Source organism: Streptomyces sp. bgisy027, assembly GCF_057710365.1.
Window position 1 is genome coordinate 1 of sequence record NZ_JBYIVZ010000025.1, and the last position, 22,767, is coordinate 22,767.

28 protein-coding genes are annotated in these 22,767 nt (G+C 72.3%); 22 read left to right on the forward strand and 6 right to left on the reverse strand.

Going from position 1 to position 22,767, the window contains the following annotated elements; all coding sequences use genetic code 11:
* Nucleotides 1-93: 93 nt before the first annotated feature.
* Entirely contained in the window at nt 94-258 is a 165-nt protein-coding gene (locus AC3ETA_RS24970) for a hypothetical protein (RefSeq protein WP_185932552.1), read from the reverse strand.
* A 245-nt stretch (nt 259-503) separates the two neighbouring features.
* Between AC3ETA_RS24970 and AC3ETA_RS24975 the strand changes: the two genes are divergently transcribed.
* The 4 genes from AC3ETA_RS24975 (at nt 504) to AC3ETA_RS24990 (ending at nt 4,588) form a co-directional block, all read left to right on the forward strand.
* On the forward strand, nt 504-1,721 hold the full coding sequence (locus AC3ETA_RS24975) for an NYN domain-containing protein (protein ID WP_432195132.1): 1,218 nt from the start codon (nt 504-506) through the stop codon (nt 1,719-1,721).
* 186 nt (nt 1,722-1,907) lie between these two features.
* A complete protein-coding gene (locus tag AC3ETA_RS24980) occupies nt 1,908-2,882 on the forward strand; it encodes an ABC transporter ATP-binding protein (protein ID WP_432195133.1) in 975 nt (324 codons plus the stop codon).
* Between the two features lie 88 nt (nt 2,883-2,970).
* On the forward strand, nt 2,971-3,795 hold the full coding sequence (locus tag AC3ETA_RS24985) for an ABC transporter permease (protein WP_432195134.1): 825 nt from the start codon (nt 2,971-2,973) through the stop codon (nt 3,793-3,795).
* 34 nt (nt 3,796-3,829) lie between these two features.
* Nucleotides 3,830-4,588, forward strand: a complete 759-nt coding sequence (locus AC3ETA_RS24990; RefSeq protein WP_432195135.1) for an AAA family ATPase — start codon at nt 3,830-3,832, stop codon at nt 4,586-4,588.
* 185 nt (nt 4,589-4,773) lie between these two features.
* Here the strand turns inward: AC3ETA_RS24990 and ybaK are convergent, their stop codons facing one another.
* From ybaK to AC3ETA_RS25010, 4 genes are all read right to left on the reverse strand, one after another.
* On the reverse strand, nt 4,774-5,277 hold the full coding sequence (ybaK, locus tag AC3ETA_RS24995; RefSeq protein WP_432195136.1) for a Cys-tRNA(Pro) deacylase: 504 nt from the start codon (nt 5,275-5,277) through the stop codon (nt 4,774-4,776).
* A gap of 28 nt (nt 5,278-5,305) precedes the next feature.
* Nucleotides 5,306-6,043 carry an LON peptidase substrate-binding domain-containing protein gene (locus AC3ETA_RS25000; RefSeq protein ID WP_432195137.1) on the reverse strand — a complete coding sequence of 246 codons (738 nt, stop codon included), beginning with the start codon at nt 6,041-6,043 and terminating at the stop codon, nt 5,306-5,308.
* Nucleotides 6,044-6,054: 11 nt separating this feature from the next.
* Complete coding sequence (locus AC3ETA_RS25005) at nt 6,055-7,101, reverse strand: hypothetical protein (protein WP_432195138.1); 1,047 nt, start codon at nt 7,099-7,101, stop codon at nt 6,055-6,057.
* Between the two features lie 187 nt (nt 7,102-7,288).
* Nucleotides 7,289-8,878: an oxidoreductase gene (locus tag AC3ETA_RS25010; RefSeq protein ID WP_432195139.1), complete on the reverse strand. Its 1,590-nt coding sequence runs from the start codon at nt 8,876-8,878 to the stop codon at nt 7,289-7,291.
* A 170-nt stretch (nt 8,879-9,048) separates the two neighbouring features.
* Between AC3ETA_RS25010 and hisD the strand changes: the two genes are divergently transcribed.
* The 9 genes from hisD to AC3ETA_RS25055 are packed head-to-tail and all read left to right on the forward strand — an operon-like array spanning nt 9,049 to nt 14,968.
* A complete protein-coding gene (hisD, locus tag AC3ETA_RS25015; protein WP_432195140.1) occupies nt 9,049-10,374 on the forward strand; it encodes a histidinol dehydrogenase in 1,326 nt (441 codons plus the stop codon).
* A 14-nt stretch (nt 10,375-10,388) separates the two neighbouring features.
* Nucleotides 10,389-11,525 (forward strand): histidinol-phosphate transaminase, encoded by a 1,137-nt coding sequence (locus AC3ETA_RS25020; protein ID WP_432195245.1) that lies wholly within the window; start codon nt 10,389-10,391, stop codon nt 11,523-11,525.
* Nucleotides 11,522-12,115 (forward strand): imidazoleglycerol-phosphate dehydratase HisB, encoded by a 594-nt coding sequence (gene hisB, locus AC3ETA_RS25025; RefSeq protein ID WP_432195141.1) that lies wholly within the window; start codon nt 11,522-11,524, stop codon nt 12,113-12,115. Before AC3ETA_RS25020 ends, hisB begins: the two co-directional genes overlap by 4 nt.
* A gap of 3 nt (nt 12,116-12,118) precedes the next feature.
* Complete coding sequence (locus tag AC3ETA_RS25030; RefSeq protein WP_030951297.1) at nt 12,119-12,283, forward strand: hypothetical protein; 165 nt, start codon at nt 12,119-12,121, stop codon at nt 12,281-12,283.
* A complete protein-coding gene (gene hisH / locus AC3ETA_RS25035; RefSeq protein WP_330353693.1) occupies nt 12,274-12,918 on the forward strand; it encodes an imidazole glycerol phosphate synthase subunit HisH in 645 nt (214 codons plus the stop codon). Before AC3ETA_RS25030 ends, hisH begins: the two co-directional genes overlap by 10 nt.
* Before the next feature lie 4 nt (nt 12,919-12,922).
* Nucleotides 12,923-13,648 carry a bifunctional 1-(5-phosphoribosyl)-5-((5-phosphoribosylamino)methylideneamino)imidazole-4-carboxamide isomerase/phosphoribosylanthranilate isomerase PriA gene (priA, locus tag AC3ETA_RS25040; protein WP_048583414.1) on the forward strand — a complete coding sequence of 242 codons (726 nt, stop codon included), beginning with the start codon at nt 12,923-12,925 and terminating at the stop codon, nt 13,646-13,648.
* Nucleotides 13,645-14,049 carry a RidA family protein gene (locus AC3ETA_RS25045; protein ID WP_432195142.1) on the forward strand — a complete coding sequence of 135 codons (405 nt, stop codon included), beginning with the start codon at nt 13,645-13,647 and terminating at the stop codon, nt 14,047-14,049. The genes priA and AC3ETA_RS25045 overlap by 4 nt, the downstream gene beginning before the upstream one ends.
* Nucleotides 14,046-14,801 (forward strand): imidazole glycerol phosphate synthase subunit HisF, encoded by a 756-nt coding sequence (gene hisF, locus AC3ETA_RS25050; protein WP_432195143.1) that lies wholly within the window; start codon nt 14,046-14,048, stop codon nt 14,799-14,801. Before AC3ETA_RS25045 ends, hisF begins: the two co-directional genes overlap by 4 nt.
* Before the next feature lie 32 nt (nt 14,802-14,833).
* Nucleotides 14,834-14,968 carry a hypothetical protein gene (locus AC3ETA_RS25055; RefSeq protein WP_432195144.1) on the forward strand — a complete coding sequence of 45 codons (135 nt, stop codon included), beginning with the start codon at nt 14,834-14,836 and terminating at the stop codon, nt 14,966-14,968.
* Between the two features lie 2 nt (nt 14,969-14,970).
* Here the strand turns inward: AC3ETA_RS25055 and AC3ETA_RS25060 are convergent, their stop codons facing one another.
* A complete protein-coding gene (locus tag AC3ETA_RS25060) occupies nt 14,971-15,606 on the reverse strand; it encodes a TIGR03085 family metal-binding protein (protein WP_030957949.1) in 636 nt (211 codons plus the stop codon).
* A gap of 83 nt (nt 15,607-15,689) precedes the next feature.
* On the opposite strand from AC3ETA_RS25060, the gene hisI reads away from it, so the two are divergent.
* From hisI to trpA, 9 genes are all read left to right on the forward strand, one after another.
* Complete coding sequence (gene hisI / locus AC3ETA_RS25065; protein WP_432195145.1) at nt 15,690-16,091, forward strand: phosphoribosyl-AMP cyclohydrolase; 402 nt, start codon at nt 15,690-15,692, stop codon at nt 16,089-16,091.
* An 11-nt stretch (nt 16,092-16,102) separates the two neighbouring features.
* Nucleotides 16,103-17,590 (forward strand): anthranilate synthase component I, encoded by a 1,488-nt coding sequence (locus tag AC3ETA_RS25070; protein ID WP_432195146.1) that lies wholly within the window; start codon nt 16,103-16,105, stop codon nt 17,588-17,590.
* A 74-nt stretch (nt 17,591-17,664) separates the two neighbouring features.
* Nucleotides 17,665-18,303 carry a TIGR02234 family membrane protein gene (locus tag AC3ETA_RS25075; protein ID WP_432195147.1) on the forward strand — a complete coding sequence of 213 codons (639 nt, stop codon included), beginning with the start codon at nt 17,665-17,667 and terminating at the stop codon, nt 18,301-18,303.
* 221 nt (nt 18,304-18,524) lie between these two features.
* Nucleotides 18,525-18,776 (forward strand): HGxxPAAW family protein, encoded by a 252-nt coding sequence (locus AC3ETA_RS25080; protein WP_380851397.1) that lies wholly within the window; start codon nt 18,525-18,527, stop codon nt 18,774-18,776.
* Nucleotides 18,777-18,854: 78 nt separating this feature from the next.
* Complete coding sequence (locus AC3ETA_RS25085; protein ID WP_432195148.1) at nt 18,855-19,301, forward strand: DUF2752 domain-containing protein; 447 nt, start codon at nt 18,855-18,857, stop codon at nt 19,299-19,301.
* A 134-nt stretch (nt 19,302-19,435) separates the two neighbouring features.
* Nucleotides 19,436-20,245, forward strand: a complete 810-nt coding sequence (trpC, locus tag AC3ETA_RS25090; RefSeq protein WP_432195149.1) for an indole-3-glycerol phosphate synthase TrpC — start codon at nt 19,436-19,438, stop codon at nt 20,243-20,245.
* A 21-nt stretch (nt 20,246-20,266) separates the two neighbouring features.
* Nucleotides 20,267-20,482 carry a tryptophan biosynthesis modulator TrpM gene (trpM, locus tag AC3ETA_RS25095; protein ID WP_432195150.1) on the forward strand — a complete coding sequence of 72 codons (216 nt, stop codon included), beginning with the start codon at nt 20,267-20,269 and terminating at the stop codon, nt 20,480-20,482.
* Nucleotides 20,483-20,541: 59 nt separating this feature from the next.
* Nucleotides 20,542-21,825 (forward strand): tryptophan synthase subunit beta, encoded by a 1,284-nt coding sequence (trpB, locus tag AC3ETA_RS25100; RefSeq protein ID WP_432195151.1) that lies wholly within the window; start codon nt 20,542-20,544, stop codon nt 21,823-21,825.
* A complete protein-coding gene (gene trpA / locus AC3ETA_RS25105) occupies nt 21,822-22,640 on the forward strand; it encodes a tryptophan synthase subunit alpha (protein ID WP_432195152.1) in 819 nt (272 codons plus the stop codon). Before trpB ends, trpA begins: the two co-directional genes overlap by 4 nt.
* Nucleotides 22,641-22,767: the final 127 nt, after the last annotated feature.

Sequence of the window (22,767 nt, forward strand, 5' to 3'; positions counted from 1 at the left end):
CTGGTTGGGCGGGGGGGTGCGAGGGGGGCGCACCCCGCGCGCGGGGTGCGCCCCTCTTCGTGTGCCTGGGCTGCAAAGCCCGTCATTCAGATGTCAGTTGTGGCCGAAGCGCTTCTGCTTGCCCTTGCGTGCCATGTCGGCGGGAGTCGCCTGCGGCATGTGCTGCTCGGTCTGCGCCTCCATCGAGGAGTGCTGCGCCTGCTGCTGTGCACGCTCGGACTGCGGCTGCTTCCGGTCCTGCTTCTTGTTCTTGGCCATGGTGATCTGCCTCCTGTGGGGACTAGGGGCCAGGGCCGGGATCAGATTCACATAGGCTGATAAAGAACGCATTTCGGATAATTACCGTCTGTGACAGTGGTTGTCGGGGCGTGAGGCATGGCGCGCCACGGGTCCGATGCCCCGAAACGCCACGCCGAAGATCGAGTTCGGCCCGTTAACCCCCGCGCGGTCGGGCAGACTCGAAGGAAGCCCGAAGCAAACCTCCCGGGAAGAGGGTGAGTCGCGTGGACCGCTGCATCGTCCTGGTGGACGCCGGGTATCTGCTGGGGGCCGCCGCCAGCCTGCTCGCCGGGGAACCCTCCCGGTCCCGGATCACCGTCGACCACGCCGCCCTCATCCAGGGGCTGCGCGAACGCGCCGAGTCCGACACCCAGCAGCCCCTGCTGCGGATCTACTGGTTCGACGGCGCCCCCGACCGCGTCCCCCAGCCCGAGCACCGCAGGCTGCGGGTGATGCCCCGGGTCACCGTCCGGCTGGGCGCTCTGACCCGCAGCGACGGCCGCTGGGCGCAGAAGGGCGTGGACGCCGCGATGCACGCCGAGCTCACCGAGCTGGCCCGCAACCGCGCCTGCTCCGACGTGGTGCTGGTGACCGGGGACGGCGATCTCCTGCCGGGCATGATGGCCGCCAAGGAGCACGGCGTCGCCGTACACCTGTGGGCCGTGCAGGCCGCCGACGGTGACTACAACCAGTCCGAGGACCTGGTCGCCGAGGCCGACGAACGACGCGTCCTCGACCGTACGTGGATCACCAAGGCCGTACGCGCCAAGGAGCTCACCGGGGTGTGCGCGCCGCCGCCCGCGCCCCGGCCGGAGATCGCCGCGATCCTGTCCGCGCCGCTGCCCGACTCCGCCCTCGGCGCGGCGACCGAGCGGCCCCCCGCGGAGGTCGAGCACGCAGCGCCCACCGCCTCGGAGAACGGCACGCAGGAGCGGGTTCCGGCACCCAAGGGCGTGCCCACGCCGAAGGACCTCGCCGCCCTGCGCGCGCCCGGCGTCCAGCCTGCCCAGCACCCGTCGAGCGCGACGCTGCGCTGGTCCTCCGACAAAGGGTGGGTCGACCGGCCCGGCGTCGCGGCCGAGTCGGCCGAGGCCGCGTCCATGCCGACGCTGGCACAGCTGACGACGGCCGAGCAGCGGTGGGCCGACCGCGAGGAGGACATCACCACGGTCGGCGGCGACCCCTACGAGGTCGGACAGGTCTTCGCGCGGCGGTGGATGGCGCGGCTCGGGGACCAGAACCACTTCCAGCGGCTGTCCGGCATGTATCCGCGGATTCCGCACCGGATCGACGGCGAGCTGCTGCGCTACGCGGCCCGGTTCGGGCTCCTCGCGCACAAGGACGACCAGATCGACGAGCACGACCGGTACGCGATCCGGGCCGGGTTCTGGCGTGAGATCGACGTCCGCACGGCCGCGGAGCACGCGCCCGCGGGTGAGTGAGCCGGACGCGTGGCGGACGAGTCCGGCACCGACCGGCCCACGCCGTGCGGAGAGCGGCTTTACGGCGGTGAGCGGCCGATTTGTTCCGGGTGGCCGACCCGAGGGCGGATCGGGCTCGTGGACCCCGTAGTCTCGTCCCTTGTGAGTACGCGCGCGGCACAGGTATTTCGGCACGGTGGTGACGTCGTGTGTGCCGTGCGCGGGCTGACCAAGACCTACCCGGCGGTGCGTGCACGGCGCGGGGCGCCCGGCACTCCCGAGGTGCGCGCCACCGACGACGTACGGCTGGACATCCGGCGCGGCGAGATCTTCGGGTTGCTCGGCCCCAACGGCGCCGGCAAGACCACCCTCGTACGGCAGCTGACCGGGCTGATGCGGCCCGACGCGGGCAGCGTCGAGATCCTCGGGCACGACATCGTGCGCCACCCCGAGCGGGCCGCGCGCATCCTCGCCTACCTCGGGCAGGAGTCGACCGCCCTCGACGACCTGACCGTCTCGCTCGCCGCCGAGACGACCGGACGGCTGCGCGGCCTCGACGTACGGCGGGCCCGCGACGAACGGGACGCCGTACTCGACGAGCTGGGCCTCGGGCCGCTCGCCGGGCGGCCGATCAAGAAGCTGTCCGGCGGCCAGCGCCGGCTCGCCTGCTTCGCCGCCGCGCTGGTGGGGGAGCGGCCGCTGCTCGTGCTCGACGAGCCGACCACCGCGATGGACCCGGTGGCACGGCGGGCCGTGTGGTCGGCCGTGGACCGCAGGCGGGCCGAGCACGGCACGACGGTGGTCCTGGTCACCCACAACGTCATCGAGGCCGAGACCGTGCTCGACCGGGTCGCCGTGCTCGACCGGGGCCGGGTGATCGCCTGTGACACGCCGTCCGGGCTCAAGGAGCGCGTCGCCGGCGAGGTCCGGGTCGAGCTGCTGTGGCGGGAGCGGGCGCCGCTGGACGTGCCCGAGGTCGCCGCGCTCCAGGACCGGGTCGTGGAGTCCGGCCGCCGCTGGACGCTGCGGCTCGCCCCCGAGGAGGCCCGCGCGGTCGTCGCCACCGTCACCGGCGGGGCCGCCTTCGCCGCGCTCGACGACTTCACGCTGGCCACGCCGAGCCTGGAGGACGTCTATCTGTCGCTGGGCGGGGCCGCACAGCAGGGGCTGGTGAAGGCGTGAGCACGCAGACCGCCGCATCCGTACCCAACGCCGTACGGAACAGGGCCACCTCCCCGGTGATCCCCCGTGTGAAAGGGAGCAGCGCCACGTGAGTGTCGTACCCGCCGAGGTTCTGCCGGGCAGCGCCCCGGCCGTGGACGAGACGGCCGGCCGTGCCGCGGCCGAGCTCGGGCCGCGCGCGCGGCTGTGGCCGTCGCTGTGCGCCGTGTACCGGGCGCAGCTGTCCCGGGCCCGGGTCGCGCGCATCCCGCTGCTGTTCGTGGCGACCTTCCAGTCGATCGGGATCATGATCCTGATGCGCGGGGTCGTCGACGGCGGCGCCGAGGCGCAGGCCGTGGTCGCCGGTTCGGCGGTACTCGTCGTGGCCTTCGTCGCGCTGAACCTGCTCGCCCAGTACTTCGGGCAGCTGCGCGCCAGTGGCGGGCTCGACCACTACGCCACGCTGCCGGTGCCGCCGGCCGCGGTGGTGCTGGGGGCGGCCGGGGCGTACGCCTCCTTCACCGTGCCGGGGACCGTGGTGACCGCCGTCTTCGGATGCGTGCTGTTCGGGCTGCCGATGGCGAATCTCTGGGTGCTCGTCGCGGTGATCCCGCTGGCCGGGGCCGCGCTCGCCGGGCTCGGGGCGGCGCTCGGGCTGCTCGCCCCGCGCCCCGAACTGGCCACGCTGCTCGGGCAGCTGGGCATGTCGGCCGCGCTGCTGCTGGGCGTGCTGCCCGCCGACCGGATGCCGGAGGTGGTCCGCCTCGCCCGGGACCTGCTGCCCTCGACGTACGGCGTGGAGGCCTTCGCGCGGACCTTCGCGGAGCGGCCGGACTGGGCCTTCGTGCTCGGTGACCTGGCCGTGTGCGGGGTCGTCGGCGTCGTCTCGCTGGCCGTGGCCACCTGGGCGTACCGTCGGGCGGCCGTCCGGTGACGCGCCGCACAGGTCGGCCTGGCACGATGGCAGGGTGACCGCTCCGCTGACTCCTCCACCGCCGCCGCGTGAACCGTCCCCGAACGGGGGATGGCAGCAGCCCGCTGCCGGGCACGCGGCCGCCGCACCGCCGCATGACGCCATATCCGGTGCCCCGGGAGCAATACCGGGCCACCCCGGCTCTCACGGCCCGTACGGCATGTATGGCTCGTACCAACAGGACGGTCCCGGTATGAAGACCGAACTGCGAGAGGCAGCGATCGTCACGGTGGTGGTGGCGCTCTTCGGCGCGCTGCTCGGGGTGCTGTGGTGGCGGCTGGCGCCGAGCGTGCCACTGGTCGGGGACGTCGTCGACAACAGCTGGGTCGTCTACTTCAAGGATTCCGAGGGGGAGCAGGCCATCGGGGTGGACGGAACGTTCACTCTGCTCGCGCTGGCGTTCGGCCTGGTCAGTGCGGTCGCCGTGTTCCTGTGGCGGCGGCGCGGGGGCGTGCCGCTGGTGATCGGACTGGCCGTCGGGGGATTCCTCGGGGCGCTGCTCGCCTGGTGGCTCGGAGTCCGGCTCGGGCCCGCGCAGGACGTCGTCGCCCACGCCAAGGAAGTGGGCAAGGGCGTCGCGTTCTCCGCGCCGCTGAAGCTGGGGGCCAAGGGCGCCCTGCTGGCCTGGCCGTTGACCGCGCTGATCGTCCACCTCGGGCTGACCGCGCTGTTCGGCCCCCGGGACGCGGACCCGTACCACCAGCACCCGCCGGAGGGACAGCCGAAGGACCCGTACGGAGCACCGCCGGCCTAGAACCTGTCCGGCGATCAGGCATCGGGGCCGGGATGCCCAGGGGGCCGTGGCCCCCGGGCCGGTGGTTCGTCATGCCGGGCGGCGTCCGTGGTTCGAGCGGCCCTTCTTGATGCGCCACTTTCGTTTCCGCGTTTTCTTCGACATGTCCCTCGTACTTAACCGAGGACACCGCCGCCGTCGAGAGGTCACGCACGCCCGATGGGCGCCAGGACCGCCTCCGTGAGCTTGGCGAGGTCCTCGGGGGAGAGCTCGACCTCCAGGCCGCGACGGCCCGCCGAGACGCAGATCGTGGCGTGGGCCGAGGCCGAGGCGTCCAGGACCGTGCGGAGCTTCTTGCGCTGGCCCAGCGGGGAGATGCCACCGCGCACATAGCCCGTGGTGCGTTCCGCCAGGGCCGGGTCGGCCATCGCCGCGCGCTTGCCGCCGACCGCCGACGCCAGCGACTTGAGGTCCAGCTGCCCGGCCACCGGGACCACCGCCACGGTCAGACTGCCGTCCACGTCCGCCACCAGCGTCTTGAAGACCCGGTCAGGGGAGACGCCCATCGCCTCCGCGGCCTCCTCGCCGTACGAGGGGTGCGCTGGGTCGTGGTCGTAGGAGTGGACGGTGTAGGCGACGCCCGCGGCCGCGAGGGCGACCGTCGCGGGAGTACCGCCCGACTGTTGGTTCTTCTTCGACTTCTTCGCCATGGTGGCCGGTATCCCCAGTGGTCGTGCGTCAGTTGAGACTCGTCGGGCCGCGCGTCAGGTCCGACGACGGCAGCGACGGCAGGCTACGGATGATCGAGGTCTCGGTGCGAAGGAGTTTCAGCTCGTCGCGCAGCCGGGACGCGGTGTCCGGGGCCTGGAGCAGGCGCTGCTTCGTCGGGGTGTCCAGCATCATCGCGGCCGCCACCAGGTAGGAGACCACCGCGGGCTGGTCGGGCAGCTCGGCCCCCGTGGACAGGGAACGTTCACGGGCACCGGCCAGACGCTTCTGGTACTGCCGGAACGCGCGTAGCACGCCCTCGGCCAGAGCCCCCGCCTCGTCGCCCGGCTCCTCCTGGAGCTCCTCCAGCTCCGCCGTCAGGAACGGGCCCGAGGCGTCCACCGAGACCAGCCGCACCCGGGTGGTGCCCGTCGCCAGCACCTCGAAGGTGCCGTCGGCCCGCTCCCGGATCGTCGCCGCGTCCGCCACACAGCCCACCCCGTGCAAGGCCTTCACCGGGTCCGGGCCGAAGCCCGCGGCGGGCCCGCGCTCCGGCAGGGCCGTGGGGTCGGGCATACCCGGAGCGCTCGGGGCCACCTCGTGGCCGTCGCGGATGGCCACGACGGCGAAACGGCGCGGCTCCTCCTCGGGGGTCTTCAGCAGATCGCGCATCATGGCGCGGTAGCGCTCCTCGAAGACGTTGAGCGGCAGCACGAGTCCCGGGAACAGCACCGAGTTCAGGGGAAACAGCGGAAGGCGGACGGTCACGGCGCCAAAGCCTAGTGGTCATCGGAGTGAACGCGTCCGCCGCGCCCACTCCGTGGATGTCCGCCTGCGGCACCCCGCGCCGCGGAGCCGGCCGCCCGGCGCCGTACCTCGTCGCGCGTCTCCAGGAACCGGCCCAGCGGATCGTCCGCGACCCTGCTCCACGGGAAGGAGGTGGCGTGCGGCCCGATCAGCGCGAGCTGCTCCAGGGCGTCCTCCCAGCGGCCCAGCCGTACCAGCACGTACGTCAGCTTGTTGCGGATCGCCGCCGGCCACGGGTCGGCCGCCGGGAACCGGGCGGACAGCGCCACGGCCCGGTCGGCCGCCTCGTCCAGCCGCTCGCGCGGCACGCCAGGACCGCAGCCGTCGTCCAGGTAGGCGAGGACGGCCCGGGTCGGCAGCGCCTGTACGAGGGAGTCGGCGGGGGCGTCCTGCGCGGCCCGGTCGGCGAAGTCCAGGCACTCGCGGTGGGAGCCGTGCCAGGAGGAGGCCAGGTAGCGCAGGGCCGCCACATGGCAGCCGTAGTGGCGCGGGGCGCGGCGCAGCGCCGCCTCCCACAGCTCCCCGAAGTAGGTGTGGCCGGCCCGTGAGCCGCGCGCGTGGTCCAGGGCGATCCGCCAGGGCACCGGGTCGCGGTCGTCGGTACGGGCGGCGGCGGTGATCAGCGGGCTCACCCCGCGCAGCACCTCGGCCCGGGCCGGCGAGCCCCAGGCGTGGTCCACCGCGAGCTGGGCCCTGATCAGCAGCGCGTCCGGGTCCTGCGGGGCGGCCGCGTACCAGGTCTCCAGCCACTCCGTCCGGGAGCGCGCGAAGGCCGCCAGGCGCAGCGTGTAGCGGTCGCGGTGCTCCCACTCGGTGTGCCGGCGGGTACGGGCGAGCAGCGCGGCGGCGGGTTCGTACTCACCGCGCCCGGCCGCGACCAGGGCGGGGCCGAGACGGTCGTCGGGCGCGTCGAGAAGCACCTCGTCGTCGCCGGGGAGTGCGACGGCGGGGTGCTCCGCGGTCCTTGTCGTCCGGGACGCACGGCCGAACGGAAGCATCAGAGCCATGGTGTCGACCATTGAAAGACCGCTGGTCACGCCGCGCCAGAGGGAAAAGCCAAGATGTCGAAAGTTGTACGCCGGTAGGTCAAGAACAGGTAAAGGTCGACTGTTCAACAACTGTCCCGGCGCCCGAGTCTCAAACTCAGCGGTCGCACACGTGCCCACACGTCCCACACGTCCCACTGGCCTCATCGGTTCGCGGGGATCAGTTCCGCCGCAGCATGCGCGTGGCTCCCGTCGCCACGGTCGTGGCCAGGATCCAGCCGAGCAGGATCATCGCCGCCGCCAGCCACTGCCAGGCGCCGCTCAGCTGCCAGAACCCGACCTGGCCCAGGTCGATCACCGGCAGCAGCAGATCGAGGGCGAACAGCGGCGGGTTCCAGGTCGGATGCTCACCGCCCTTGATCGGCGGATGGTCGGCGTGCGCGAACGCCAGCGAGCCCGCCGCCCACAGCACCGCCATCCACACGGCGGCCCGCCCGGGCCGGTATCCGTAGGCGACCATCCAGTCCTGTGCGTAGCCCCACAGCTTGGCCGCCGGCGGCAGCGTCTCGCGGCGCCGGCGCTGCTTGGCGAGCAGCACCTCGCGCGCATCCTCGTCCTCGCCGCCGGCCCGCAGCACGGAGGCCAGGCGCTCGTACGGCTCCGGGTTGTACTCGGCGGTCGCGGCGGCCACCCACTGAAGCCGCCGCTCCAGCGGGAACGGGCCGCGCGGCACGAGGTTCTCGTACGTGAAGCCGCTCATGTGCAGCAGCCCCGGGTCCGGCCAGGCGTCCGCGCGGTCCATCAGGTTGACGGTCCGCGCCCCCGACAGCACCACCCCGCCGCGCTCCGGCCGCTCCCCGAGGAAGCGCAGCTCGGGCGTCTGGATGCGGCGCAGCGACAGCTCCTGCTCGTCGGTGAAGGTGAACCGGGCCCGCTCCAGGTCGACCGCGTCCCCGAACCGCCCGTCGTCGAGCCGCACCCCGCCCTGGCACTCGAACCGCTGGATGCGCGTCCCGCGCGCGGGAGTACGGCCGCTCAGCAGCGGACTGCCGACGCCCGCCGGCGTCATGTACAGCGTGCGCCCGACGGTCAGCTGGGGCGCGTTCAGTGCGAGCCGGGTGTACGGGTTGACCAGCCGGGCGCCGCGCAGGCTCAGCGACACGCCGATGGTGGCGCCGCGCAGGCTCAGCTCGCCGTGCGACTCCAGCATCTCGGCCTGGAGGTCCTGGCCGACGCTGATGCCGTCCGCGGCGATCGAGCGCCCGCTGCGGTCCCGGTAGACGATCGCCTGGTTCAGCAGCAGATCCGTGCCGATGTGGGCGTCGGTGAGCCGTACGCCGTTGTGGAACCGGCAGCGCGGCAGATGCAGATCGCCCTCGGTGTGCACCCGCGCCGCCTCCAGCCGCGGCACCGCGCAGTCCACGAGCCGTACGGTCGTGAAGCGGGCCTCCGGCAGCAGGATCTCCCGGTCGAAGCGGCAGCCGCGCAGCTCGACGTAGGGCACCACCGTGCCGCCCGCCAGGTCCATCGGGTCGCTGATCCGCACGCCGACCAGCTTCAGCGAGGACACCCGGCCCGCGAGGGCGGGCGGCCCGTCCAGCAGCAGCCAGCAGATGATCCGTGCGCGCACGGTCCGCTCCGGGCCCCAGGGATGCCCGCCGTGCGGGTCGTCGACGACCGTGTCGCCGCTGCTCAGGTCGTACACGCTGCCGTTGCGGAAGGCCTGCCACATGCCGAGCTCGGCGGCGGTCAGGTCGTTCGGCAGGTCGTCCGGCAGGTCCCCGTCGCGCAGACCGCCCCGTTCGGTCACGTTTCGCCCATCCCCCTCGGCTACTCGTGGGTTTATACAACCGTTCATGCCCGCTGGGTGACGCCCCGAACGCTAGACGTGAAGAGGATCTTCCGGGTTCCGCCGGCGGTCTGTATCAGCCATTGATACGCGCGAACGACGCCGGACCCGGGTCTGAGAGAATTGCACCCGTGATCTCCCGAATCGATCTGCGCGGCGACGCCCTCCCCGAGGGCCCCGCCCTGCGCGACCTGCTGCCCCGAGCCGACTTCGACGTCTCGGCCGCCCTGGAGAAGGTGCGTCCGATCTGCGAGGCCGTGCATCATCGGGGCGACGCGGCGCTGATCGACTTCGCGGAGAAGTTCGACGGGGTCGGGCTGGAGAAGGTCCGGGTGCCCGCCGAGGCCCTCGACAAGGCCCTCGCGGAGCTCGACCCGGCCGTGCGCGCGGCCCTGGAGGAGTCCATCCGCCGCGCCCGTCTCGTGCACCGCGCACAGCGCCGCGAGACCCACACGACCCAGGTCGTGCCGGGCGGCTCGGTGACCGAGAAGTGGGTGCCGGTCGACCGCGTCGGGCTGTACGCGCCGGGTGGCCGCTCCGTCTACCCGTCGTCCGTGATCATGAACGTGGTCCCGGCCCAGGAGGCCGGCGTCGAGTCCGTCGCGCTCGCCTCGCCCGCCCAGGCCGAGTTCGGAGGCCTGCCGCACCCGACGATCCTCGCCGCGTGCGCGCTGCTCGGCGTCGACGAGGTGTACGCCGCCGGCGGCGCCACGGCCGTCGCGATGTTCGCGTACGGCACCGAGTCCTGCCCGCCGGCCAACATGGTCACCGGCCCCGGCAACATCTGGGTCGCCGCCGCCAAGCGCTACTTCACCGGCAGGATCGGCATCGACGCCGAGGCGGGCCCGACCGAGATCGCGATCCTGGCCGACGCCACCGCCGACCCGGTGCACGTCGCCTCCGACCTGATCAGCCAGGCCGAGCACGACCCGCTGGCCGCCGCCGTCCTCGTCACCGACTCCGTGGAGCTCGCGGACGCGGTGGAGCGGGAGCTGGAGCCGCAGGTCGCGGCCACCAGGCACATCGACGACCGGATCGTGCCCGCCCTCAAGGGCAGGCAGTCCGCGATCGTCCTGGTCGACGGCGTCGAGCAGGGCCTGAAGGTCGTGGACGCGTACGGCGCCGAGCACCTGGAGATCCAGACGGCCGACGCCGCCGCCGTGGCGGACCGCGTGCGCAACGCCGGCGCGATCTTCATCGGGCCCTGGGCGCCGGTCTCGCTCGGCGACTACGCAGCCGGCTCCAACCACGTCCTGCCCACCGGCGGCTGCGCCTGCCACTCCTCGGGCCTGTCCGTCCAGTCCTTCCTGCGCGGCATCCACATCGTCGACTACACGAAGGACGCGCTGGCCGAGGTCGCGCATCACGTGGTCACGCTGGCGGAGGCGGAGGACCTGCCCGCGCACGGCGCGGCGATCAAGGCTCGGTTCGGTTGGAAGGTTCCAGAAGACAAGTGACAGGCAACCCCTCTGTGTCCCCTTGGGACGAGCTCCCCGTCCGTGACGAGCTGCGCGGCAAGTCCCCCTACGGCGCGCCCCAGTTGGACGTGCCCGTACGGCTGAACACCAACGAGAACCCCTACCCGCTGCCCGAGCCGCTGGTCGAGCGGATCGCCGAGCGCGTCCGCGAGGCGGCCCGCGACCTCAACCGCTACCCGGACCGGGACGCCGTCGAGCTGCGCACCCGGCTCGCCGAGTACCTCACCGACACCTCCGGCCACGAGGTGGGCCTCGCCAACGTCTGGGCGGCCAACGGCTCCAACGAGGTCATCCAGCAGCTGCTGCAGACCTTCGGCGGACCCGGGCGCACGGCGATCGGCTTCGAGCCGTCGTACTCGATGCACGCGCTCATCTCCCGCGGCACCGGCACGGGCTGGATCTCGGGCCCGCGGCGCGACGACTTCACGATCGACGTCGAGGCGGCGACGAAGGCGATCGCAGAGCACCGCCCCGACGTCGTGTTCATCACGACGCCCAACAATCCCACCGGCAACGCGGTCCCGCGCGAGACCGTCCTCGCGCTGTACGAGGCCGCGCAGGCCGCCAAGCCGTCGATGGTCGTGGTCGACGAGGCGTACATCGAGTTCAGCCACGGCGACTCGCTGCTGCCGCTCATCGAAGGCCGGCCGAATCTCGTCGTCTCCCGGACGATGTCGAAGGCCTTCGGCGCCGCCGGCCTGCGCCTCGGATACCTCGCCGCGCACCCGGCGGTGGTGGACGCCGTCCAGCTCGTACGGCTGCCCTACCACCTGTCGGCCGTCACCCAGGCGACCGCGCTGGCCGCACTGGAGCACACCGACACGCTGCTGAAGTACGTCGAGCAGCTGAAGTCCGAGCGGGACCGGCTGGTGCACGAACTGCGCGCGATCGGCTACGACGTCGTCGAGTCCGACGCGAACTTCGTGCAGTTCGGCAGGTTCGAGGACTCGCACCGCGCCTGGCGGAAGATCCTCGACCGGGGTGTCCTGGTCCGTGACAACGGCATCCCGGGATGGCTGCGGGTGTCCGCCGGAACTCCCGACGAGAACGACGCGTTCCTCGACGCGGTACGTGAGTTGCAGTGTCTTGTGGGGGGCGCCCCCACACCCCCGAAGGAGCAGAGCGCATGAGCCGCGTAGGCCGCACAGAGCGGGTGACGAAGGAGACCTCGGTCCTCGTCGAGATCGATCTCGACGGGTCCGGGAAGGTCGATGTGTCGACAGGCGTCGGCTTCTACGACCACATGCTCGACCAGCTCGGCCGGCACGGTCTGTTCGACCTGACCGTGAAGACCGAGGGCGACCTGCACATCGACTCCCACCACACCATCGAGGACACCGCCCTCGCGCTGGGCGCCGCCTTCAAGCAGGCCCTCGGCGACAAGGTGGGGATCTACCGCTTCGGCAACTGCACGGTCCCGCTGGACGAGTCCCTCGCCCAGGTCACCGTCGACCTCTCCGGCCGCCCCTACCTCGTGCACACCGAGCCCGAGAAGATGGCGCCGATGATCGGCGAGTACGACACCACGATGACCCGGCACATCCTGGAGTCCTTCGTCGCCCAGGCCCAGATCGCGCTGCACGTGCACGTGCCGTACGGGCGCAACGCCCACCACATCGTGGAGTGCCAGTTCAAGGCGCTGGCGCGGGCGCTGCGGTACGCCAGTGAGCGCGACCCGCGCGCGGCCGGCATCCTTCCCTCCACGAAGGGTGCGCTGTAACCCATGAACGGGCTGTCCACCGTCCTGATCGTCGTCGGCCTCTTCCTCGTCGGCGGCATCATCTCCTTCGCCAAGCAGGGGATGCCGAAGAGCCTCATCACCCTGCTCTCGATAGGCGCCGCGATGTGTCTCCTCGCGGGCGTCCTGAGGCTGGAGGTGTGGAATTGAGCACCAAGAAGGTCGTGGTCTTCGACTACGGCTTCGGCAATGTGAGGTCGGCCGAACGCGCCCTCGCGCGCGCGGGGGCCGACGTCGAGATCACCCGTGACTTCGACCGGGCCATGAACGCCGACGGGCTGCTGGTGCCGGGCGTCGGCGCCTTCGCGGCCTGCATGAAGGGGCTCACCGAGGCCCGCGGCGACTGGATCATCGACCGCCGGCTGTCCGGCGGGCGGCCCGTGATGGGCATCTGCGTCGGCATGCAGATCCTGTTCGCGCGCGGCATCGAGCACGGCGTCGAGACCGAGGGCCTCGGCGAGTGGCCGGGCTCGGTGGAGCCGGTGCAGGCCGACGTCGTGCCCCACATGGGCTGGAACACCGTGGACGTGCCGCCCGGCAGCGAGCTGTTCGCCGGCCTGGACGCGGACGCGCGCTTCTACTTCGTGCACTCCTACGCCGTCCAGGACTGGACCCTGGAGACCGCCAACCCGCTGATGACCGCCCCGCTGGTCACCTGGTCGACGCACGGCAAGCCCTTCGTGGCCGCCGTGGAGAACGGCGCCCTGTGGGCCACGCAGTTCCACCCCGAGAAGTCCGGCGACGCCGGAGCGCAGCTGCTCACCAACTGGATCGGAACCCTGTAGAGACATGGCCAAGCTCGAACTCCTCCCCGCCGTCGACGTCCGTGACGGCCAGGCCGTCCGCCTCGTGCACGGCGAGTCCGGTACCGAGACGTCCTACGGCTCCCCGCTGGAGGCCGCCCTCGCCTGGCAGCGCTCCGGCGCCGAGTGGCTGCACCTGGTCGACCTGGACGCCGCGTTCGGCACCGGCGACAACCGCGAGCTGATCGCCGAGGTCGCGGGGGCGATGGACATCAAGGTCGAGCTGTCGGGCGGCATCCGCGACGACGCCTCGCTGGCCGCCGCGCTCGCCACCGGCTGCACGCGCGTGAACCTCGGCACGGCCGCCCTGGAGACCCCGGAGTGGGTCGCCAAGGTCATCGCCGAGCACGGCGACAAGATCGCCGTCGGTCTCGACGTACGCGGCACGACCCTGCGCGGCCGCGGCTGGACCCGCGACGGCGGCGACCTCTACGAGACGCTGGAGCGCCTCAACAACGAGGGCTGCGCCCGCTACGTCGTCACCGACATCGCCAAGGACGGCACCCTCCAGGGCCCCAACCTGGAGCTGCTGAAGAACGTGTGCGCGGCGACGGACCGGCCGGTCGTGGCCTCCGGCGGCGTGTCCTCGCTGGACGACCTGCGGGCCATCGCCGAGCTGGTGCCGCTCGGTGTCGAGGGCTCCATCGTCGGGAAGGCGCTGTACGCGAAGGCGTTCACCTTGGAAGAGGCCCTGGAGGTTGTGTCGTCATGACGTCCGATGCCGTGCGGCGGGTGCAGAGCGGGAGTCCCTGGGAAGAGTCCTTCGGCTTCGCACGCGCCGTCGCGGCGGGCGACCGAGTGCTGGTGGCGGGCACCACGTCCTTCAAGGGACAGGTGCTGTACGGGGAGGGCGACCCGTACGAGCAGGCCAAGGTGGCCTTCGCCGGCGCGATCGAGGCGATCGGCGAGTTCGGACTCGGAATCGGGTCCGTGATCCGCACCCGGATGTATCTGACGCATCTGCGGGACGTGGACGAGGCGGGCCGGGCCCACAAGGAGATCTTCGACGCGGTGCGACCGGTGTCCACCCTGCTGGTCGTGGAGGGTTTCGTCGACCCGCGCATCCTGGTCGAAGTAGAGCTAGAGGCATACAGAGGAGCCGTGGATTCATGACCCTGGCGGTCCGAGTCATCCCCTGCCTGGACGTGGACAACGGCCGGGTCGTCAAGGGCGTCAACTTCCAGAACCTGCGCGACGCGGGCGACCCCGTCGAGATGGCCAAGGTGTACGACGCCGAGGGCGCCGACGAGCTGACGTTCCTGGACATCACCGCCTCGTCGGGCAACCGGGAGACGACGTACGACGTGGTGCGCCGCACGGCCGAGCAGGTGTTCATCCCGCTGACGGTCGGCGGCGGTGTCCGTATGGCCGAGGACGTGGACAAGCTGCTGCGCGCGGGCGCGGACAAGGTGGGCGTCAACACCGCGGCCATCGCCCGCCCCGACCTGATCCGTGAGATCGCGGAGCGCTTCGGACGGCAGGTGCTGGTGCTGTCGGTGGACGCCCGCCGCACGCCCGAGGGCTCCTTCGAGGTGACCACCCACGGCGGCCGCAAGGGCACCGGCATCGACGCCGTCGAGTGGGCGCACCGCGCGGCCGAGCTGGGCGCGGGCGAGATCCTGCTCAACTCGATGGACGCCGACGGCACCAAGGACGGCTACGACCTGGAGATGATCCGGGCCGTACGCAAGCACGTGACGGTTCCGGTGATCGCGTCCGGCGGCGCCGGCAGGCTCGCCGACTTCGCGCCCGCCATCGAGGCCGGCGCGGACGCGGTGCTGGCCGCCTCGGTCTTCCACTTCGGCGATCTGCGGATAGGCGAGGTGAAGGACGCGCTGCGGACGGCCGGCCACCCCGTGAGGTGACGCCGGTCCGAGTCCTGAGCCCCGGTCACCGTGTGGCCGGGGTCGGCGACAAGGTGTACTACCTCGCCCTGTCCTGGGCCGCTGTCCGGGCCGGGCTCGTGACGGCGGTCAGCGCCGTGCCGCGTGCCCTGCCGATGCCCGTCGGGGGAGTGGTGGCGGACCGGTAGGTCTAGATCCCCAGCTGCTTGCCCTCGTGCAGCTTGGCGATGGCGTTCTCGTCGCCGTCCAGCTCGACCTTGGCGGCGTTCTGCCGGCCGTAGGCGAACATCAGCAGCTCCGACGGCTCGCCGGTCACCGTGACGACCGGCGTGCCCTTGTGGGCCACCGCCGTCTGGCCGTCGGGGCGGCGCAGCACCAGACCCGTGGGCGCGCTGCGGCCCACCAGGCGCGCGGAGCGCTCCAGACGGGACCACAGGGCGTCCTGGAAGACCGGGTCGAGCTCGCGCGGCGTCCAGTCCGGCTGGGCACGGCGGACGTCCTCGGTGTGGACGTAGAACTCGATCGTGTTCGACGCCTCGTCGATCTGCTTGAGCTGGAAGGGCGAGAAGCGCGGCGGGCCGGTGCGGATGAGCTGGATCAGCTCCTCGTACGGCTTCGCGGCGAACTCCTCCATCGCCTTGTCCAGGCGCGGGGCGAGCGGCTTGATCAGCAGACCGGCGGCGGCGTCGGGGCGGCGCTCGCGCACCACCACGTGCGCGGCCAGCTCACGGGTCTGCCAGCCCTCGCAGAGGGTGGGGGCCTCGGGGCCCTCGGCCTCCAAGAGGTCGGCGAGCAGAAGTCGTTCACGCTGGGCGAAGGTCGACATACAGTCAGCCTACGACCCCCTCGGAAGTCCGCCCAGTGGACATCGAACCGTCACTGTCAGTGGCAGGCGGCACAATGGCAGGCATGACCACCAGCACGCCCCGCCCACCCAGCCGGCTGGACCCCGAGATCGCCGCGCGCCTCAAGCGCAGCGCCGACGGCCTCCTGCCCGCCATCGCCCAGCAGTACGACACCCAAGAGGTGCTGATGCTCGGCTGGATGGACGACGAGGCGCTGCATCGCACGCTCACCACCGGCCGCTGCACCTACTGGTCCCGCAGCCGCCAGGAGTACTGGGTCAAGGGCGACACCTCCGGCCACTTCCAGTGGGTGAAGTCGGTCGCCCTGGACTGCGACGCGGACACCCTCCTCGTCAAGGTCGACCAGGTCGGCGCCGCCTGCCACACCGGCGCGCGCACCTGCTTCGACGAGGACGTGCTGCTCAAGGACGGCGCCGATTCCGGCGCACCGGCCTCGGATCAGTAGGGTCGGCCGCCATGGACCTTGAGACGTTCCGCAAGCTCGCCACCGACCGCCGGGTCATCCCGGTCACCCGCAAGCTCCTCGCCGACGGCGACACCCCGGTCGCCCTCTACCGCAAGCTCGCCGCCGAGCGCCCCGGCACCTTCCTGCTGGAGTCCGCGGAGAACGGCCGCTCCTGGTCCCGCTACTCCTTCGTGGGCGTCCGGTCCGCGGCGACCCTCACGGCCCGCGGCGGCCAGGCCCACTGGCTCGGCACCCCGCCCGTCGGCGTCCCCGTCGAGGGCGACCCGCTGGCCGCCCTGCGCGCCACCATCGAGGCCCTGCACACCCCGCGCGACCTCGCCCACGACCTGAACCTGCCGCCCTTCACCGGCGGCATGGTCGGCTACCTCGGCTACGACATCGTGCGCCGCCTGGAGAAGATCGGCCCCGGCGAGCGGGACGACCTGAAGCTGCCCGAGCTGACCATGCTGCTCACCAGTGACCTCGCCGTCATGGACCACTGGGAGGGCTCCGTCCTGCTGATCGCCAACGCGATCAACCACAACGACCTCGACACGGGCGTCGACGAGGCCTACGCCGACGCCGTCGCCCGCCTCGACGCCATGCAGGCCGACCTGACCCGCCCGGTCGCGCAGCCCCCGGCCGTCCTCCCGCCCTCGGAGCTGCCCGAGTACTCCGCGCTGTGGGGCGGCGAGGACTTCCAGGAGGCCGTCGAGGACATCAAGGAGCGCATCCGGGCCGGCGAGGCGTTCCAGGTGGTCCCCTCCCAGCGCTTCGAGACGCCGTGCACGGCGAGCGCGCTCGACGTCTACCGGGTGCTGCGGGCCACCAACCCCTCCCCGTACATGTACCTGTTCCGCTTCGACGGCTTCGACGTCGTCGGCTCCTCCCCGGAAGCCCTGGTGAAGGTCGAGGACGGCCGTGCCATGGTCCACCCCATCGCCGGCACCCGGTGGCGCGGGGCGACCCCGCAGGAGGACCAGGCCCTCGCCGACGAGCTGCTCGCCGACCCCAAGGAGCGCGCCGAGCACCTGATGCTGGTCGACCTGGGCCGCAACGACCTGGGACGGGTCTGCGAGCCGGGCTCCGTCGAGGTCGTCGACTTCATGTCCATCGAGCGGTACTCCCACGTGATGCACATCGTCTCCACGGTGACCGGCCGCGTCGCCCCGGGCCGCACGGCCTTCGACGTCCTGACGGCCTGCTTCCCGGCGGGCACCCTCTCCGGCGCCCCCAAGCCCCGCGCGATGCAGATCATCGACGAGCTCGAACCGTCCCGGCGCGGGCTGTACGGCGGCTGCGTCGGCTACCTCGACTTCGCGGGCGACTCCGACACCGCCATCGCCATCCGTACGGCCCTCCTGCGCGACGGCACCGCCTATGTCCAGGCGGGCGCCGGCATCGTCGCCGACTCGGACCCGGTCGCCGAGGACACCGAGTGCCGCAACAAGGCGGCGGCGGTCCTGCGCGCGGTGCACACGGCGAACCGGCTCGGCTGAACCGCCCCGCGCCGGGCCGGGTAGGCGGTCTCACATGAACCCCGGGTGACTGATCGCCCGGGGTTCGGGTGATAGTGGAGTACGTGACTGCTGTACCGCACCCTCGTTCCGAAGCCCCCGGCTCCGCCCGGGCCGGCCGTATGAGCCTCGCCGCAGCCCTGCTGTGCGGGGCGGTCGGCGCCACCGTCGCGCTGCTCGCCACCCGGCAGCGCTGGTCGGAGGGCACCGCCACGGTGGCGGGCGGCCCCTTCCCGCTGACCGCCAAGGGCAGTGACGTCACCGGCGTCCCCGCGTCCCTGGCCATAGTGGGGCTCGCCGCGCTCGTCGCCGTCTTCGCCGTCCGCCGGGCCGGCCGCTTCATGGTCGCCGGTCTGCTCGCGCTCTCCGGCGCCGGCACCGTCGCCGCCGCCCTGCTCGGCGCCTCCGACAGCACCGCGCTGGACGAACAGGCCGCCCGGGCGTCCGGCGACACCTCGGCCACCGTCCAGGCCCTCTCCCACACCGCCTGGCCGTACGTCGCCGCCGTGGGCGGGGCCCTGCTGCTGCTCGCGGGACTGCTGGCCCTGCGCTACGGACGGCTGTGGCCCGGCATGTCCGGCCGCTACGAGCGCAACGGCGCGCCCAGGCCGCGCCGCAGGGCCGGGGCCGCCGGCGACCCCGACCGGCCCGAGGAACTCTGGAAGGCGCTGGACCGGGGCGAGGACCCGACGTAGCGCTCCGCGGGGAGGCGGTGACTTGTCTGCGGGCCGGTGGGGGCCGGTCGCGCCCACGCGGCGGAGCCGCACATCGGGCACAGCCCCGCGCCCCCTTGAGGGCGTTGCCCCACTCGGCGTCGAACCACTCGGCCCACCCCCGATCACCGCAGCCGCGCGCGTGCGGGACAATGACAGCGAGCGTCCGGCTCGACACGTACTTCAGCAACGAGGAGCAAGCAATGGCGGGCAGCAGCCACGGTCACACCCCGGCCGCCTGGACCGGTGTCACGATCGCCTTCATCGGTTTCTGCGTGGCGGGCGCCTTCATGGTGATGGACCAGCCCGCGGGCTTCTGGGCCGGCATGGGCGTCGTGGTCCTCGGCGGCATCATCGCCTGGATCATGAGCGCGATGGGCATGGGCCAGCCCAAGGACGCCCACAAGGCGCTGCTCACCACGCAGCAGAGCGAGGCCGCGAGCGCCAAGGGCTGACAGCCGCAGGACTCCGCCGAGGGGCGACCCGGCACCGATGGGTGCCAGGGGGCGCCCCTCTCGCGTGTGCGGGGCACAATGCATGGTGTGAACGCCGACAGCCAGAGGGTGACACAGCCCGGTACCGGCGCCCTGTGGGGGCGCCTGGCCGTCCCGGCGGGCGTGCTCGCGTCCGTCGTCGGCGCCTTCGCCTACGTCGGCGCCGTGGACCCGAACGAACCCGGCCACTACCCCGCCTGCCCGCTGCTCCAGTACACCGGCATCTACTGCCCCGGCTGCGGCGGACTGCGCAGCGCGCACGCCGTCGTGCACGGGGACTTCACGGCGGCGCTCCAGGACAACGCCCTCGCCGTCGCCGGCTACGCGCTCTTCGCCGTGCTGTGGACCGTCTGGGTGGTCCGCACGGTGCGCGGCCGGCCGTTGCGGATCGATCTCGGGCCGGTACAGCTGTGGGCCGCGGGCGCGTTGCTGCTGGTCTTCACCGTTGTCCGGAACCTGCCCTTCGGTGGCTGGCTGCACCCTTGATCAACTCGGAACGTCCAGGTACTGGGACCGGCGTCAACCGGATGTGAGGCCTGCGCCCCGCTCCGGATACCATCGCAGTGACCGGCGGTTTCGTACCGCTTTCACAGCCCACCGTCTGAAAGGGGGCCGCTCGCGTGAGTGTGCTCGACGAGATCATCGACGGAGTCCGTGCCGACCTCGCGGAGCGGCAGGCGCGCGTCAGCCTCGACGAGCTCAAGGAGCGCGCGGCGAAGGCTCCCGCGGCCAAGGACGGAGTGGCCGCGCTCAAGGGCGACGGCGTCAAGGTCATCTGTGAGGTCAAGCGCTCCAGCCCCTCCAAGGGCGCGCTGGCCGCGATCGCCGACCCGGCCGGACTGGCCGCGGACTACGAGGCGGGTGGCGCCGCCGTCATCTCCGTCCTCACCGAGCAGCGCCGCTTCGGCGGCTCGCTGGCCGACCTGGAGGCCGTCCGGGCACGCGTGGACATCCCGGTCCTGCGCAAGGACTTCATCGTCACGTCGTACCAGCTGTGGGAGGCCCGCGCGTACGGCGCCGACCTCGCGCTGCTGATCGTGGCGGCCCTGGAGCAGCCCGCCCTGGAGTCCCTCATCGAGCGCGCGGTGTCCATCGGGCTGACCCCGCTGGTCGAGGTGCACGACGAGGACGAGGTCGAGCGAGCCGTGGACGCCGGCGCGAAGATCATCGGCGTCAACGCGCGCAACCTGAAGACCCTGGAGGTCGACCGCGGCACCTTCGAGCGGGTGGCCCCGGAGATCCCCGACACCATCGTCAAGGTCGCCGAGTCCGGCGTCCGCGGCCCGCACGACCTCATCGCCTACGCCAACGCCGGCGCCGACGCGGTCCTGGTGGGCGAGTCCCTGGTGACGGGGAAGGACCCGAAGTCCGCGGTCTCCGACCTGGTAGCGGCCGGTGAGCACCCCGCACTCCGGCACGGCCGCGGCTGATCACCCGCTAGGCTTACATCGATGAACCGCACTGTGACGACCGTGGACCGGTACGCCCGCCTCGCGCGCGGCTGCCGCCCGAGGGGCTGCCGAGCCCCGGCGAGGCGTGTCCACGGCCGTCGAGTGCGATACGTCATCGGTGACGAACCCGGGCAGGTGAACGGCCGTCGATGGCAGCGCCCCTTCAGGGGCGCGGGGAACTGCGCGACCAGCCACACACGGTCCGCAGCCGCCTGATCATCCCCGCCCCCACGGCGATCAGTGCTTGTACACGCCACTCACCGTGAGGTATCCGCATGCCCAGCGAGTTCTTCATCCCGGACCCGGAGGGTCAGGTCCCCAGTGCCGAGGGCTATTTCGGCGCGTTCGGCGGCAAGTTCATCCCGGAGGCCCTCGTCGCCGCCGTGGACGAGGTGGCCGTCGAGTACGACAAGGCCAAGCACGACCCCGAGTTCGCCCGCGAGCTCGACGACCTGCTGGTGAACTACACCGGCCGCCCCAGCTCCCTCACCGAGGTGCCGAGGTTCGCCGAACACGCCGGTGGCGCACGGATCTTGCTGAAGCGGGAAGACCTCAACCACACCGGCTCCCACAAGATCAACAACGTGCTCGGCCAGGCCCTGCTCACCAAGCGCATGGGCAAGACCCGGGTGATCGCCGAGACCGGCGCCGGCCAGCACGGCGTCGCGACGGCAACCGCCTGCGCCCTGTTCGGCCTCGACTGCACCATCTACATGGGCGAGATCGACACCCGGCGCCAGGCCCTCAACGTGGCCCGGATGCGCATGCTCGGCGCCGAGGTCATCGCCGTGAAGTCGGGCAGCCGCACCCTGAAGGACGCCATCAACGAGGCGTTCCGCGACTGGGTCGCCAACGTCGACCGCACCCACTACCTCTTCGGCACGGTCGCGGGCCCGCACCCCTTCCCCGCCATGGTCCGCGACTTCCACCGCGTGATCGGCGTCGAGGCCCGCCGCCAGCTCCTGGAGCGCGCCGGCCGGCTCCCCGACGCGGCGATCGCCTGCGTCGGCGGCGGCTCCAACGCCATCGGCCTCTTCCACGCCTTCATCCCCGACACGGACGTACGCCTCATCGGCTGCGAGCCCGCCGGGCACGGCGTGGAGACCGGTGAGCACGCGGCCACGCTGACCGCCGGCGAGCCCGGCATCCTGCACGGCTCCCGCTCCTACGTCCTCCAGGACGAGGAGGGCCAGATCACCGAGCCGTACTCGATCTCGGCCGGCCTGGACTACCCCGGCATCGGGCCCGAGCACTCCTACCTCAAGGACAGCGGCCGCGGCGAGTACCGCGCGGTCACCGACGACGCGGCGATGCAGGCCCTGCGCCTGCTGTCGCGCACCGAGGGCATCATCCCGGCGATCGAGAGCGCCCACGCGCTCGCCGGAGCCCTGGAGGTCGGCAAGGAGCTGGGCAAGGACGGCCTGATCGTCGTCAACCTGTCCGGCCGCGGTGACAAGGACATGGACACGGCCGCGCGCTACTTCGGCCTGTACGACACCGACGCCGAGGTCGCCGCCGATGCGAACGGCGCCGCCGAGATCCAGGGGGACGCCAAGTGAGCGGCAACATCCAGCTGTTGACGGACACCCTCAAGGCCGCCAGGGCAGAGGGCCGCTCCGCCCTCATCGCCTACCTGCCGGCCGGGTTCCCGACCGTGGACGGCGGCATCGAGGCGATCAAGGCCGCGCTCGACGGCGGCGCCGACGTCGTGGAGGTCGGGCTGCCGCACAGCGACCCCGTCCTCGACGGCCCGGTCATCCAGACCGCCGACGACATCGCCCTGCGCGGCGGCGTGAGGATCGCGGACGTCATGCGCACGGTCCGCGAGGCACACGAGGCCACCGGCAAGCCGATCCTCGTGATGACGTACTGGAACCCCATCGACCGCTACGGCGTGGAGCGCTTCACCGCGGAGCTGGCGGAGGCGGGCGGCGCGGGCTGCATCCTGCCCGACCTGCCCGTCCAGGAGTCGGCGCTGTGGAGGGAGCACGCCGAGAAGCACGGCCTCGCGACGGTGTTCGTCGTGGCGCCGAGCAGCAAGGACGAGCGGCTCGGCCAGATCACCGGGGCCGGCAGCGGCTTCGTCTACGCCGCCTCGCTGATGGGCGTCACCGGCACCCGCGAGTCCGTGGGCGCACAGGCGCAGGACCTGGTCGAGCGCACCCGCGCCACCGGCACCGGCCTGCCCGTCTGCGTCGGGCTCGGTGTCTCCAACGCCGACCAGGCCGCCGAGGTGGCCGGCTTCGCCGACGGCGTGATCGTCGGCTCGGCCTTCGTCAAGCGGATGCTGGACGCGCCGGACGACGCGGCCGGAGTCGAGGCCGTGCGCGCGCTCGCCGGTGATCTGGCGAAGGGCGTGCGCCGGCAGGCGTAGCCCTGACCTGCGGCGGACTTTCTGCGCAGGGGACATCTTCAGAAGAAGGGCCTTCCGTACGGGTCGCTCGAACGGGTGGACCTGAGGCCGGGGAGGCGCGCTGCGCCTCCCCGGTTCGTTCTGCGGG

Bases quoted from the DNA above. Each gene is read 5' to 3' on its own strand.
- trpM (WP_432195150.1), top strand. From the start codon at position 20,267: ATGAACCGCACTGTGACGACCGTGGACCGGTACGCCCGCCTCGCGCGC.
- AC3ETA_RS24970 (WP_185932552.1), bottom strand. From the start codon at position 258: ATGGCCAAGAACAAGAAGCAGGACCGGAAGCAGCCGCAGTCCGAGCGT.
- AC3ETA_RS25080 (WP_380851397.1), top strand. From the start codon at position 18,525: ATGGCGGGCAGCAGCCACGGTCACACCCCGGCCGCCTGGACCGGTGTC.
- hisB (WP_432195141.1), top strand. From the start codon at position 11,522: ATGAGCCGCGTAGGCCGCACAGAGCGGGTGACGAAGGAGACCTCGGTC.
- AC3ETA_RS25085 (WP_432195148.1), top strand. From the start codon at position 18,855: ATGCATGGTGTGAACGCCGACAGCCAGAGGGTGACACAGCCCGGTACC.
- hisI (WP_432195145.1), top strand. From the start codon at position 15,690: ATGACCACCAGCACGCCCCGCCCACCCAGCCGGCTGGACCCCGAGATC.
- ybaK (WP_432195136.1), bottom strand. From the start codon at position 5,277: ATGGCGAAGAAGTCGAAGAAGAACCAACAGTCGGGCGGTACTCCCGCG.
- AC3ETA_RS25045 (WP_432195142.1), top strand. From the start codon at position 13,645: ATGACGTCCGATGCCGTGCGGCGGGTGCAGAGCGGGAGTCCCTGGGAA.
- trpB (WP_432195151.1), top strand. From the start codon at position 20,542: ATGCCCAGCGAGTTCTTCATCCCGGACCCGGAGGGTCAGGTCCCCAGT.
- hisF (WP_432195143.1), top strand. From the start codon at position 14,046: ATGACCCTGGCGGTCCGAGTCATCCCCTGCCTGGACGTGGACAACGGC.
- AC3ETA_RS25070 (WP_432195146.1), top strand. From the start codon at position 16,103: ATGGACCTTGAGACGTTCCGCAAGCTCGCCACCGACCGCCGGGTCATC.
- AC3ETA_RS25005 (WP_432195138.1), bottom strand. From the start codon at position 7,101: ATGGTCGACACCATGGCTCTGATGCTTCCGTTCGGCCGTGCGTCCCGG.
- AC3ETA_RS25060 (WP_030957949.1), bottom strand. From the start codon at position 15,606: ATGTCGACCTTCGCCCAGCGTGAACGACTTCTGCTCGCCGACCTCTTG.
- AC3ETA_RS25030 (WP_030951297.1), top strand. From the start codon at position 12,119: ATGAACGGGCTGTCCACCGTCCTGATCGTCGTCGGCCTCTTCCTCGTC.
- priA (WP_048583414.1), top strand. From the start codon at position 12,923: ATGGCCAAGCTCGAACTCCTCCCCGCCGTCGACGTCCGTGACGGCCAG.